This window comes from Geobacillus sp. WSUCF-018B, assembly GCF_002809985.1.
Classification (GTDB): domain Bacteria; phylum Bacillota; class Bacilli; order Bacillales; family Anoxybacillaceae; genus Geobacillus; species Geobacillus thermophilus.
The window spans coordinates 20931-34033 of record NZ_PIJF01000003.1; the positions used below are offsets into that span (position 1 = coordinate 20931).

General features: G+C 52.1%; 11 protein-coding genes. 10 read left to right on the forward strand and 1 reads right to left on the reverse strand.

Annotated features, from left to right (window positions below):
- Positions 1-88: 88 nt before the first annotated feature.
- The 3 genes from CV944_RS01750 to pyc all read left to right on the forward strand — a co-directional run bounded on the left by CV944_RS01750 (position 89) and on the right by pyc (position 5215).
- Positions 89-376 (forward strand): Fpa/YlaN family protein, encoded by a 288-nt coding sequence (locus CV944_RS01750; protein WP_033008511.1) that lies wholly within the window; start codon positions 89-91, stop codon positions 374-376.
- A 121-nt stretch (positions 377-497) separates the two neighbouring features.
- Positions 498-1709, forward strand: a complete 1212-nt coding sequence (locus tag CV944_RS01755) for an FtsW/RodA/SpoVE family cell cycle protein (RefSeq protein WP_100663788.1) — start codon at positions 498-500, stop codon at positions 1707-1709.
- A 62-nt stretch (positions 1710-1771) separates the two neighbouring features.
- Positions 1772-5215 (forward strand): pyruvate carboxylase, encoded by a 3444-nt coding sequence (gene pyc, locus CV944_RS01760; protein ID WP_100663789.1) that lies wholly within the window; start codon positions 1772-1774, stop codon positions 5213-5215.
- An 85-nt stretch (positions 5216-5300) separates the two neighbouring features.
- Here pyc and CV944_RS01765 read toward each other — a convergent pair whose 3' ends face one another.
- A complete protein-coding gene (locus CV944_RS01765) occupies positions 5301-6254 on the reverse strand; it encodes a COX15/CtaA family protein (protein ID WP_145994815.1) in 954 nt (317 codons plus the stop codon).
- Positions 6255-6644: 390 nt separating this feature from the next.
- On the opposite strand from CV944_RS01765, the gene cyoE reads away from it, so the two are divergent.
- The 7 genes from cyoE (at position 6645) to CV944_RS01800 (ending at position 13079) form a co-directional block, all read left to right on the forward strand.
- Complete coding sequence (gene cyoE, locus CV944_RS01770) at positions 6645-7574, forward strand: heme o synthase (RefSeq protein WP_100659468.1); 930 nt, start codon at positions 6645-6647, stop codon at positions 7572-7574.
- A 75-nt stretch (positions 7575-7649) separates the two neighbouring features.
- On the forward strand, positions 7650-8720 hold the full coding sequence (gene coxB, locus CV944_RS01775) for a cytochrome c oxidase subunit II (RefSeq protein ID WP_100659469.1): 1071 nt from the start codon (positions 7650-7652) through the stop codon (positions 8718-8720).
- A 22-nt stretch (positions 8721-8742) separates the two neighbouring features.
- A complete protein-coding gene (ctaD, locus tag CV944_RS01780; protein WP_100663790.1) occupies positions 8743-10614 on the forward strand; it encodes a cytochrome c oxidase subunit I in 1872 nt (623 codons plus the stop codon).
- On the forward strand, positions 10614-11234 hold the full coding sequence (gene ctaE / locus CV944_RS01785) for a cytochrome c oxidase subunit III (protein WP_100659471.1): 621 nt from the start codon (positions 10614-10616) through the stop codon (positions 11232-11234). Before ctaD ends, ctaE begins: the two co-directional genes overlap by 1 nt.
- Positions 11235-11238: 4 nt before the next feature.
- The gene (ctaF, locus tag CV944_RS01790; protein WP_100659472.1) at positions 11239-11571 is read left to right on the forward strand and encodes a cytochrome c oxidase subunit IVB; all 333 of its coding nucleotides are present in this window, start codon (positions 11239-11241) and stop codon (positions 11569-11571) included.
- A gap of 106 nt (positions 11572-11677) precedes the next feature.
- A complete protein-coding gene (gene ctaG / locus CV944_RS01795; protein WP_044742660.1) occupies positions 11678-12580 on the forward strand; it encodes a cytochrome c oxidase assembly factor CtaG in 903 nt (300 codons plus the stop codon).
- A gap of 43 nt (positions 12581-12623) precedes the next feature.
- Positions 12624-13079, forward strand: coding sequence for a DUF420 domain-containing protein (locus CV944_RS01800; RefSeq protein WP_033010275.1), 456 nt, complete (start codon positions 12624-12626; stop codon positions 13077-13079).
- Positions 13080-13103: the final 24 nt, after the last annotated feature.

The window sequence follows — 13103 nt, forward strand, 5'->3', positions numbered from 1 at the left end:
GGATTGCTGTCAATGGTTTCAACTTGCAAAATGGCTTGTTTCACGTTAAGATTTAAAGAAGGATAGGGGAGAGAACGGAGGGATCGATGTGACGGACGAATCGATGGGCTATCGCGAAAAGGCGTACGCGCTGCTGCAAGCCGATGCGGAAAAAATTATTCAGCTCATCCGCGTGCAAATGGATCATTTGACGATGCCGCAATGTCCGCTCTATGAGGAAGTGTTGGACACGCAAATGTTCGGCTTGTCGCGGGAAATCGACTTTGCGGTGCGCCTCGGGCTTGTGGAGGCCAAAGACGGAAAGGCGCTCCTTGACCGGCTTGAGCGCGAGCTTTCCGCATTGCATGAAGCAGTGACAAAAAAGCGCGTACGATAACGATACATGGCAACTCAAACGATTGGCCTGCCGTCGTTTGAGTTTTTCTGTTTTTGGGCAGGAAATCGGCGCGCTGCTGCGAATGATTTATGTACATACGTGCAAACAGGGAAGAGGGACGATGGATCGACAATTACGGAAGAAAGTGTTGAAATGTTACGATTATCCGCTCATGGCCGCGGTCATTATGCTGTCGTTGTTCGGCCTGATTATGGTGTACAGCGCGAGCATGGTGACGGCCGTCATCCGTTTTGAGGTGCCGAGCGACTATTTTTATGAGCGGCAAAAGCATTGGCTCATCGCCGCGCTCGCTGCCTTTGCCATGATGGCTATTATTCCGTATAAAGTGTGGCGAAAAGAACGATTCGTGAAATTCGTTTTCTTCGTTTCCCCGCTGATGCTGATCGCGGTTGCGTTCCTTGGCCATACGGTCAACAATGCGACAAGCTGGTTTCGCGTTGGGGCGCTTTCCATCCAGCCGGCGGAGCTGGCCAAGCTCGGCCTGATTTTGTACTTGTCGGCGGCGTTTGCCAACAAGCGGAAACGGCTGGCTGAGCCGGTGAAAAGCAATTTATTCCCCATTTACTATACGCTGTTTATTTGTGCGTTGATCGCCATTCAGCCGGACTTCGGCACGGCGTTTATCGTTTTTGTCATCGCGGTGTGCATCATTCTTTCGTCTGGACTGCGCCTCACGTTGCTTTTCAAGCAGCTGCTCTTTTTCGCTTTGATCGCCGTGATGCTGTCGCCGCTTTGGCTTCCGTTCATGGGCAAAAAGATTTTTTCGGACGAACGGTTGTCGCGCCTTTACAGTTTTTTGGATCCGTTTCAATATGCGGATACGGACGGCTATCAGCTCGTCAATTCGTATTTGGCGATCGGGATCGGCGGGCTGAAAGGGCTTGGGCTCGGAAAAGGCATCCAAAAGTACGGCTATTTGCCGGAGTCGCACACCGACTTTATTATGGCCGTCATTGCCGAAGAGCTCGGCTTATTTGGTGTAGCGTTCACGCTTGGGCTATTGGCGTTTATCGTGCTGCGCGGATTGTGGATCGCCCGCCGCTCGACTGATGCGTTCGGCAGCTTGCTCGCCATCGGCATTTCCGTCATGATCGGCTTCCAGACGTTTATTAACGTCGGCGGAGTCGTCGGGCTCATTCCCATCACCGGGGTGCCGCTGCCGCTCGTCAGCTATGGGGGAACGTCGCTTGTCCTGACCATGGCTTCGCTCGGTCTGCTTGTGAACATTTCTATGTTTGCAAAGTACGAACAACGGTATAAAAAAGCGGAAAAAACGATGGTCAGCAAACAGAAAAGAGGTCTGACTTTTTAGAAAGTGTATTTACAAATCGGCAAAACTTTTATACTTTTATTAAATAAAGGAGGAGGGACAGAATGAGGACAAGACGAATTCGCAAAGTGCTGGTAGCCAACCGCGGAGAGATCGCCATTCGCGTTTTCCGCGCCTGCACGGAGCTTGATATCCGCACCGTGGCGATTTATTCGAAGGAAGACGCCGGATCGTACCACCGCTACAAAGCGGATGAGGCGTATTTAGTCGGGGAAGGGAAAAAGCCGATTGAAGCGTATTTGGACATCGAGGGCATCATCGAAATCGCCAAAGCCCACGACGTTGATGCCATCCACCCGGGATACGGGTTTTTGTCGGAAAACATTCAATTTGCCAGACGGTGCCGCGAAGAGGGGATTATTTTCATCGGCCCAAACGAGGATCACCTCGACATGTTTGGCGACAAGGTAAAAGCGCGCCATGCGGCCATGAAAGCGGGTATTCCGGTCATCCCGGGCAGCGACGGACCGGTCGGCGGCCTTGAGGATGTCGTCCGCTTTGCCGAAACGCACGGATATCCGATCATCATCAAGGCGGCGCTGGGCGGCGGCGGACGCGGCATGCGCATCGTCCGCTCAAAGTCGGAAGTGAAGGAAGCGTTTGAGCGGGCTAAGTCGGAAGCGAAAGCGGCGTTTGGCAGCGATGACGTTTATGTCGAAAAGCTGATTGAAAAGCCGAAGCATATTGAAGTGCAAATTTTGGGCGACCATGAAGGAAACATTGTCCATCTTTACGAACGTGACTGCTCGGTGCAGCGCCGCCACCAAAAAGTCGTTGAGGTTGCGCCGAGCGTCTCGCTGTCGGACGAGCTGCGCCAGCGCATTTGTGAAGCGGCGGTCAAACTGATGAAAAGCGTCGGCTACGTCAACGCCGGTACGGTTGAGTTCCTTGTCTCAGGCGATGAATTTTATTTCATTGAGGTCAATCCGCGCATCCAAGTCGAGCATACGATCACCGAAATGATCACGGGGATTGACATCGTCCAGTCGCAAATTTTAATCGCCGACGGCTTTTCACTCCACAGCCCGGAAGTCGGCATTCCCAAGCAGGAGGACATCCGCATTAACGGCTATGCGATTCAGTCGCGGGTGACGACTGAGGACCCGCTCAACAACTTTATGCCGGATACGGGAAAAATTATGGCGTACCGCTCAGGCGGCGGTTTTGGCGTGCGCTTGGACGCCGGCAATGGCTTCCAAGGAGCGGTTATTACGCCGTATTACGATTCGCTGCTCGTGAAAGTGTCGACATGGGCGTTGACGTTTGAGCAGGCGGCCAGAAAAATGCTGCGCAACTTGCGCGAATTCCGCATTCGCGGCATTAAAACGAACATTCCGTTTTTGGAAAACGTCGTGCAGCATCCGAAGTTTTTGTCGGGGGAATACGATACGTCATTTATCGATACGACGCCGGAATTGTTTGTGTTTCCGCGCCGGAAAGACCGCGGGACGAAAATGCTCACCTACATCGGCACGGTGACGGTCAACGGCTTCCCTGGCATCGGCAAAAAGAAAAAGCCGGTGTTTGACAAGCCGCGCGTGCCGAAATTGAGCGAAACCGAACCGATCCCAGCGGGAACGAAGCAAATTTTGGATGAACGCGGACCTGAAGGGCTTGTTCGCTGGATCCAAGAGCAGCCGCGCGTGCTCTTGACCGATACGACGTTCCGTGACGCTCATCAGTCGCTGTTGGCGACCCGCGTCCGCACGATCGACTTGTTGCGGATCGCTGAGCCGACGGCGCGTTTGCTGCCCAACTTATTCTCGCTTGAGATGTGGGGCGGGGCGACGTTTGATGTGGCGTACCGCTTTTTGAAAGAAGATCCGTGGGACCGGCTGCTCAAGCTGCGCGAGCGCATCCCGAACGTGCTGTTCCAGATGCTTCTTCGCTCGGCCAACGCCGTGGGGTATAAAAACTATCCCGACAACGTCATCCGCGAGTTCGTTGACAAATCGGCGCAAGCCGGCATTGATGTGTTCCGCATTTTCGACAGCCTAAACTGGGTGAAAGGGATGACGGTGGCGATCGATGCCGTCCGGCAAAGCGGCAAAATCGCCGAGGCGGCTATTTGCTATACAGGCGATATTTTGGACCCGAACCGGCCGAAGTACAATTTGGATTATTACAAAGCCTTGGCGAAAGAGCTCGAGCAAGCCGGTGCGCACATTTTAGGCATTAAAGATATGGCCGGCCTGTTGAAGCCGCAGGCGGCGTACGTGCTCATTTCCGCGCTTAAGGAAACGGTCGACATTCCGATCCATTTGCATACGCACGATACGAGCGGCAACGGCATTTACACGTACGCCAAAGCGATCGAAGCCGGCGTCGATATCGTCGATGTCGCCGTCAGCTCGATGGCCGGCTTGACGTCGCAGCCGAGCGCCAATACGCTCTACTATGCGTTGGAAGGAACAGAGCGGGCGCCGGAGGTTGATATTTACGGCCTTGAGCAGTTGGCCCGCTATTGGGAAGACGTGCGCAAATTTTATCAGGAGTTTGAAAGCGGCATGAACGCGCCGCATACGGAAGTGTACATGCATGAAATGCCAGGCGGCCAATACAGCAACTTGCAGCAGCAGGCGAAGGCGGTCGGCCTCGGCGACCGGTGGGATGAAGTGAAAGAAATGTACCGCCGCGTCAACGACTTGTTCGGCGATATCGTTAAAGTGACGCCGTCATCGAAAGTCGTCGGCGATATGGCGCTTTATATGGTGCAAAACAACTTGACGGAGCAAGATATTTTCGAGCGCGGAGAAACGCTGAACTTCCCGGATTCGGTCGTCGAGCTGTTTGAGGGCTATTTAGGCCAGCCGCACGGTGGGTTCCCGAAAGAGTTGCAGCGCATTATTTTGAAAGGGCGCGAGCCGATCACCGTCCGTCCGGGCGAGCTGCTTGAGCCGGTGGATTTCGAGCAAATCAAGCGGGAGTTGTACGACAAGCTCAGCCGCGAAGTGACCGACTTTGACGCCATTGCCTATGCGCTTTATCCGAAAGTGTTTTTGGAATATGCCGAAACGGTCGAAAAATACGGCGATATTTCCGTGCTCGATACACCGACGTTCTTGTACGGCATGCGCCTCGGCGAGGAAATTGAAGTGGAGATTGAACGCGGCAAAACGCTCATCGTCAAGCTCGTGTCGATCGGCCAGCCGCAGGCCGATGGCACGCGCGTCGTCTACTTCGAGCTGAACGGCCAGCCGCGTGAAGTCGTCATCCGTGACGAAAGCATTAAAGCTGCGGTCGTCGAGCGTATTAAGGCGGACCGGACGAACCCAAACCACATTGCGGCGACAATGCCGGGGACGGTCGTAAAAGTGCTCGTCGAAAAAGGGGAAAAAGTCGATAAAGGCGACCATTTAATGGTCACGGAAGCGATGAAAATGGAAACGACGGTGCAAGCCCCGTTTGCCGGCGTCGTCAAAGACATTTACGTCAAAAGTGGCGATGCGATCCAAGCGGGAGACTTGTTGATTGAGCTGTCCAAATAAAATCATCGCGACCGCCACAAACCGGTTTGCCAAAAACAAGGGATGCCCAACGTTTGCGGGCATCCTTTTTTGAGGAGTCTGACCGTTATTTTAACGTCGCCGGCGCCGTTTCCCTGACCGGATGGCCAGCGGCCTTCTCCGGCTTGCGGCGGGTGCGGAGCGCCAAGAGCAGCAAATAGCTGAGCACGCCGAACAGGCAGGAGATAAAAAAGGCGTGTGCCAGAGCCACGTATAAGTTCAACTGAGTGAACACAACGAGCGCCCCAGTTGTCATCTGGGCAAGGACGAGAAAAAGAGCAATGATCCATCCATAGTAGATAACCGGTTGGCTTCGGTAATGACGGATGGCGTGCAGCGCCGCGATGGCGATCCAGATGACGATCAGCCCCGCCGCCAGCCGATGGCCCATTTGCACCCACTCGTGAAACTGCATCGGGAGGGGGCGCGACTTGGCGCATAGCGGCCAGCTCGGACAGGCAAGGCTGGCGTTCGTATGGCGGACGAGCGCCCCGGTATAGACGACAATGTATGAGTAAATAATGATCCCGTAAATATGAACGCGCATCGGCCTGTCAAGCGTAAGCGAGACGGCGGAAAACGTTTTGTCCGCTTCAAAAATGAGCAGCGTCAACAGCAGCACAGTGGCAAATGAGATGAGCGAAATGCCGAAATGCAGGGCCAACACAAAATCGGACTGCCCCCAGACGACCGCGGCGGCGCCGATTAATCCTTGCAGGACGAGAAAAACGAATGAGACGACTGCCAAAAACTTTGTCTCCCGCATATGGCCGATGACCCGCCATGCCCAAACGGAAAGAATGAGCACCATGATGCCGGCAAGCCCGGAGACAAGGCGATGGCTCAGCTCAATGACCAGTTCAGGCGTAATGTCATCCGGCACCCACTGGCCGTTGCACAGCGGCCATGATCGGCCGCACCCCATGCCGGAGCCGGTTTTTGTCACGAGCGCCCCGCCGATCAGCACAAACAGCATCACCAGCGTTGTTGCCGAAGCAAACCATTTTAATGAACGTTGCAAAATCTTCACCTTCTTGTATTGAGGAATTATGATTTTGTCCATATTAGTAAAAAGTGGTGCAGTTGATGACGGCCAACGATGTTCCAAACCAAATCTATTTTACACGATGACCACCGGAAACACAAAATGACGTTTGCATATTGAATAAGTCGATTAAGTTTGCTAGAAATATTAATGGGATAGGCAAACGGGCCGGTTTCGCCTAACGGATTCAAAAATTTGACACAAATTATTCAAAAAAAGTTCACATGATAAGAAAAAATGTGATTTAATATAATAGAGAGCTGGGGTTGCTTTTGTTCTTTTTTGCTTTTTTGTTTTTGCATTTTCGGGCATCAGAGCTAAGATCACGGCGCCTGCTGGGCGGCGCAATGAGGAGGAACAGGAGAAATGGCCGATTTGAAAGCGGTGCATGGGGCCGCGGCCGATGCTCGCCATCGTTCGCAGGCAAGCGCAAAGACGATTTGGAGAGAATTGTCGGCAGTTGTCAAAATCGGGATTGTTAATTCGAACTTGATCACGACGTTTGCCGGAATGTGGCTGGCGTTTTATTTTACTGGAGAGCACTTTTTGGAGAATTTGCATCTTGTGTTTTTTACGCTGTTTGGCGCCGCGTTCGTCATCGCAGGTTCATGCGCCATTAACAACTACATTGACCGCGACATCGATCAATATATGGAGCGGACGAAAGTGCGGCCGACGGTAACTGGAACGATGGAGCCGCGGCGCGTGCTTTGGCTCGGAGTTGCCCTGGTCGCCGTCGGCACGGTGAGCTTGCTCATGACAACGGTTACGGCGGCGGTTGTCGGGCTCATTGGCATGGTGACGTACGTCTTTTTCTATACGCTTTGGACGAAGCGCCATTATACGCTCAACACTGTCGTCGGCAGCATTTCCGGTGCTGTTCCCCCGGTGATCGGCTGGACCGCGGTTGACCCAAGTTTCCATGTCGTCCCGCTTGTTCTCTTTTTGATCATGTTTTTATGGCAGCCGCCGCATTTTTTGGCGTTGGCGATGAAGAGGTGCGAGGAGTACCGGGCTGCCGGCATTCCGATGCTGCCGGTCGTTCACGGCTTCGCCATGACAAAGCGGCAAATCATCGTCTGGGTGGCATGTTTGTTGCCGCTGCCGTTTTATTTGTTCTCGCTCGGCGCGCCGTTTTTAACGGTCGCGACGCTGCTGAACATCGGCTGGCTGTTTTTGGGGCTGTGGGGCTTGAAAATGAAAGATGACTTAAAGTGGGCGAAGTGGATGTTCGTCTACTCGCTCAATTATTTGACGATTCTGTTCGTGGCGATGGTCATCGCCACGCTTTGGTGAACAGGTTAAAATTCTTTCTCCGCGAAAGAATTTATATACATTTATCCATCAAAGAAAGAGGGGTTTGATTAGGCTATGAACAAAGGGCTGCGTAACTGGCGCTTATTTTCCTTGTTCGGGATGATGGCGCTGTTGCTCGCCGGCTGCGGCAAGCCGTTTTTATCGACGCTTCAGCCTGCCGGTGAAGTAGCGGACATGCAGTATTCGCTCATGTTGTTGAGCACGTCGATCATGGTGCTCGTCATTGTCGTTGTAGCGATCATCTTCGTCTATGTTGTCATCCGCTTCCGGCGGCGCAAAGGGGAAGAAAATAAAATTCCGAAGCAAGTGGAAGGAAGCCATAAACTAGAAATTATTTGGACTGTCATTCCAATCATCCTCTTGCTGATTTTGGCGGTGCCGACGGTATCGGCGACGTTTAAGCTGGCGGATGTCAAGCCGATGAATGACAAGAACCGTGATAAAGACACGGTTGTGGTCAACGTGCGCGCCAACTTGTACTGGTGGGAATTTGAATACCCGGATTACGGCATTATTACGAGCCAAGACTTAGTCGTGCCGACGAATGAAAAAGTCTATTTTAATTTGATTGCGTCAGACGTGAAACACTCGTTCTGGATTCCGCCAGTCGGCGGCAAGATGGACACAAACACCGACAACAAAAACCAGTTTTGGCTCGTCTTTGACCAAGAAGCGACAGACAAAGCAGGCGGCATCTTTTACGGCAAATGTGCGGAGCTTTGCGGTCCGTCCCATGCGCTGATGGATTTCAAAGTGCGTCCGCTGCCGCGCGCGGAGTTTGATGCATGGGTCGAAAAAATGCAAAATGCGAAAAAACCGGTTGTGACGGATCCGGTTGCCAAACAAGGCGAGGCGATTTTCAACAAAAGCTGTATTGGCTGCCATGCCGTGTCGCCGGTGGACAAGCGTCCGGAACAGGCACGCACAGCGCCGAATTTGGCGAACTTTGGCGATCGTGAACGGATTGCCGGTATTTTAGAACACAATGAAGAAAACTTAAAAAGATGGCTGCGTGACCCTGAAAGTGTAAAGCCTGGAAACAAAATGACAGGTACATACGACCAACTGACAGAAGAGCAGCTTGATGCATTGACGAAATATTTAATGAGCTTAAAAGTGGAATAAGGCATAAAAGGGAGGTTTCACTGTGAGTACGATCACTCGCAAAAAGGGTGTCGGCGCCGTTTTATGGGATTACTTGACAACAGTCGATCATAAAAAAATCGCCCATCTGTATCTAATCGCCGGAGGATTTTTCTTCCTGCTTGGCGGTCTTGAGGCGCTGTTCATCCGGATTCAGCTCGCGAAGCCGAACAACGATTTTCTGGTCGGTGGTTTGTACAACGAAGTGCTGACAATGCACGGAACAACAATGATTTTCCTAGCTGCGATGCCGCTTCTTTTCGCCTTTATGAACGCAGTCGTGCCGTTGCAAATCGGCGCGCGCGACGTTGCGTTCCCGTTCTTGAACGCGCTCGGATTTTGGCTCTTTTTCTTCGGCGGCCTGTTTTTAAACTGTTCGTGGTTTTTAGGCGGCGCGCCGGACGCCGGTTGGACGTCGTATGCGTCGTTGGCGCTTGACTCAAAAGCGCATCATGGCATCGACTTTTATACGCTTGGATTGCAAATTTCTGGAATAGGCACGTTAATAGGTGGAATTAACTTTCTTGTTACGATCATTAATATGCGCGCCCCGGGCATGACGTTTATGCGCATGCCGATGTTCACATGGACGACGTTTGTAGCGTCGGCGCTTATCTTGTTTGCATTCCCGCCGCTGACGGTCGGCTTGATTTTCATGATGATGGACCGCTTGTTCGGCGGCAACTTTTTCAATCCAGCCGCCGGTGGCAATACGATCATTTGGGAGCACTTGTTCTGGGTGTTCGGCCATCCGGAAGTATACATTCTTGTATTGCCGGCGTTCGGCATTTTCTCTGAGATTTTCGCGACGTTCTCGCGCAAACGCCTATTCGGCTATTCGTCAATGGTGTTTGCGACCGTGCTCATCGCGTTCTTAGGCTTCATGGTGTGGGCGCACCATATGTTTACGGTCGGGATGGGGCCGATTGCGAACGCCATCTTTGCTGTCGCAACGATGACGATTGCGGTGCCGACCGGGGTGAAAATTTTCAACTGGCTGTTTACGATGTGGGGTGGAAGCATCAAGTTTACGACGCCGATGTACTATGCGGTCGCCTTCATCCCGTCGTTCGTCATGGGCGGGGTGACCGGAGTCATGTTGGCGGCGGCGGCGGCAGACTACCAATACCATGACAGCTATTTCGTCGTCGCTCACTTCCATTACGTCATTGTCGGCGGGGTTGTGTTCTCCTTGCTGGCCGGAACCCATTATTGGTGGCCGAAAATGTTTGGCCGCATGCTGAATGAGACGCTTGGCAAAATGACGTTTTGGCTGTTCTTTATCGGCTTCCATTTGACGTTCTTTATCCAACATTTTCTTGGTCTAATGGGAATGCCGCGCCGTGTGTTCACATTCTTGCCGGGGCAAGGATTGGAGACCGGCAACTTCATCAGTACGGTCGGGGCGTTCTTTATGGCAGCCGCGACGGTTATTTTACTTATTAACATTGTGATTACGACGGTAAAAGGCGAAAAAGCGGCGGGGGATGCATGGGGCGACGGCCGCACGCTCGAATGGGCCATCGCTTCGCCGCCGCCGGTGTACAACTTCGCTCAAACGCCGCTCGTCCGCGGGCTTGATGCTTTCTGGATCGAAAAAATGGAAGGCAAAAAAGAATTGACGCCGGCTGAACCGCTTGGCGATATTCATATGCCGAATTCATCATTCTTGCCGTTTATCATTTCATTTGGCTTGTTTGTCGCGGCATTCGGTTTTACGTATCATCAAGAGGCGGCTTGGGGCTTGCCGGTCGGCGTTCTCGGCTTGCTCATTACGCTCGGTGCGATGTTCTTGCGCTCGGTGATTGATGATCACGGCTTCCACATTCATAAAGAGGAAGTGCTTGAACTTGAGAAGAAGGGGGCGAACGCCTGATGCACGTGGAGGAAAAACTGACGGCCGAGACGTTCCCGGCGGCGCCGGAACGTGCCACCCTTGAGGGGAAAAACAAGTTTCTCGGTTTCTGGCTCTTTTTAGGCGGAGAGACGGTGCTGTTCGCCTCTCTCTTCGCCACCTATTTGGCGCTCAAAGACAAAACGAACGGCGGCCCTTCCGCGGAAGAGCTGTTCCAAATGCCGATCGTGTTTATGGCGACGATGCTTCTGTTAACGAGCAGTTTAACGAGCGTTTATGCCATTTATCATATGAAAAACTTTGATTTTCAAAAAATGCAGCTTTGGTTTGGCATTACGGTACTGCTTGGCGCTGGGTTTTTGGCCTTGGAAATTTATGAGTTTTATGAGTATGTTCATGAAGGCCATAAGTTTACGACGAGCGCCTTCGCGTCCGCCTTTTACACGCTCGTCGGCACGCACGGCGCCCACGTTGCGTTCGGGTTGCTTTGGATTTTAACATTGATGATTCGCAATGCCAAGCGCGGGTTGACCTTGTACAACGCCCCAAAATTTTACGTCGCGAGCCTTTATTGGCACTTTATCGACGTCGTCTGGGTGTTCATTTTTACCGTCGTATATTTAATGGGAATGGTGGGGTGAACGTATGGCGAACCAAACGAACTCCGGAAATGAACGCGTCGATTTGGCATACCGCCGCCGCAAAAATGCGGAAGACATGCGCCATCAACTCATCGCCTTCGTGCTGATGATTTTGTTGACGCTCATCTCTTTCGCCGCGGTCGGCTACGAAGAGTTTTCCCATTGGTTTGTCGTTCCGTTTATTTTGCTTTTAGCTGGCGTGCAAGTGGCGTTTCAGTTGTACTATTTCATGCATATGAGTCATAAAGGGCATGAATTTCCATCGATGTTTATGTACGGCGGTGTGCTTGTCATGCTTCTGCTTGTGTGGGCGTTTTCGACGGTCATTTGGTGGTAAGCAAAGGGGGGATCGGTGTTGCAGCACCGGTTTCCCCTTTTTTTAATAGCGCTCATGCGGCGGCATGTAGTATAATGGGGAAAGGACAAGGCAGGAGGGAATCAGTATGTTTCAATCGCTGCAAATGTTTGGTCCCGTTGCGCTTTGGAGTCCGTTTTTTCTGTTGGCGTTGGCGGCTGTTGCTTTATTATACCTTGGAGCTACCGGACCGTGGCGGCAGCGGTTTGGCCTTGATGCCCCCGTTTCGAGGAAACAAAAAGCGTACTTTTTGACAGGAATAGTGCTTCTTTACGTATGCAAAGGCTCTCCGCTTGATTTGATGGGCCATTTGACGTTCACCGCTCACATGGTGCAAATGGCGTTGCTTTACTTAACAGTGCCGCAATGTTTTATTTTAGGGATTCCGGAGCAGTTTTATGAGCGGATGTTCCGGATTGCAGCGGTTCGCCGTTCGTTTCAGCTGTTGACAAAGCCGATTGTGTCTTTGCTTTTGTTTAATGGGTTATTTTCTTTGTACCACGTCCCAATGGTTTTTGACATCGTGAAAACGAACATGTTTTTGCATGCGTTTGTCACAACGGTCATTTTTATTGCAGCCTTCCTCATGTGGTGGCCGCTTGTGAATAAACTTTCCGGATGGACGACATTATCCGGGTTAAAAAAAATGGGCTATATTTTTGCCGACGGCATGCTCCTTACACCGGCTTGTGCACTTATTATTTTCGCCGGCACCCCGCTTTATGAGACGTACACGGATCCGGAAGCATGGATGACCGGGTTGGCGCTTTGCGTGCCGCAGGGGGTGTTGGCGTCGCTTGATTTGACCGGACCGCAAATGTTTTTGTCGATGTCCCCGCTTCATGATCAGCAGCTCGGCGGAGTATTGATGAAAATTATTCAAGAAATTGTATACGGAGTGATGTTGTTCTTTATTTTTAGCGAGTGGTATCGGAAAGAACGAGAAAAAGAACCGAGCATGGATATGGCGCCGCGGCCGACGAAACTGTAAGGCGCCATACGCCATAAAGAGACGAAGGAAAGGGAGAGAAGCTATGGCGATTTTACCGACGATCAGCACAAGCTGCATCGTGATCAGCGCTTTGCTTGTTGCTTACGGCTGGTATTTGATCAGCCGCAAACGGACGGAAGCGCATAAAAAGGTGATGTTGGCCGCCGCCGTCTTTGCGCTGTTGTTTTTCATCATTTACATGTCGCGGACGTTGTTTATTGGCAATACGAGCTTCGGCGGACCGGAGAATGTCAAAGTCTATTATACGGTGTTTCTTATTTTCCATATCATGTTGGCGACAGTGGGCGCCGTATTTGGCCTTGTGACGATCTGGACGGGGCTGAAAGACAGCCGCTCCCGCCATCGCCGGCTTGGGCCGGTGACGAGCATTATTTGGTTCGGCAGCGCTTCGACGGGGGTCATCGTGTATTTGCTTCTTTACGTCCTGTACCCGGGTGGGCAGACGACCTCGCTGATTAAAGCAGTGCTCGGATTTTAGAGGTAAGTGGCATCGGCCGGCCGG

Excerpts from the sequence above, each read along its gene's own strand:
- coxB (WP_100659469.1), top strand. The coding sequence starts at position 7,650 with ATGAACAAAGGGCTGCGTAACTGGCGCTTATTTTCCTTGTTCGGGATG.
- ctaG (WP_044742660.1), top strand. The coding sequence starts at position 11,678 with ATGTTTCAATCGCTGCAAATGTTTGGTCCCGTTGCGCTTTGGAGTCCG.
- CV944_RS01755 (WP_100663788.1), top strand. The coding sequence starts at position 498 with ATGGATCGACAATTACGGAAGAAAGTGTTGAAATGTTACGATTATCCG.
- pyc (WP_100663789.1), top strand. The coding sequence starts at position 1,772 with ATGAGGACAAGACGAATTCGCAAAGTGCTGGTAGCCAACCGCGGAGAG.
- cyoE (WP_100659468.1), top strand. The coding sequence starts at position 6,645 with ATGGCCGATTTGAAAGCGGTGCATGGGGCCGCGGCCGATGCTCGCCAT.
- ctaF (WP_100659472.1), top strand. The coding sequence starts at position 11,239 with ATGGCGAACCAAACGAACTCCGGAAATGAACGCGTCGATTTGGCATAC.
- CV944_RS01800 (WP_033010275.1), top strand. The coding sequence starts at position 12,624 with ATGGCGATTTTACCGACGATCAGCACAAGCTGCATCGTGATCAGCGCT.
- ctaE (WP_100659471.1), top strand. The coding sequence starts at position 10,614 with ATGCACGTGGAGGAAAAACTGACGGCCGAGACGTTCCCGGCGGCGCCG.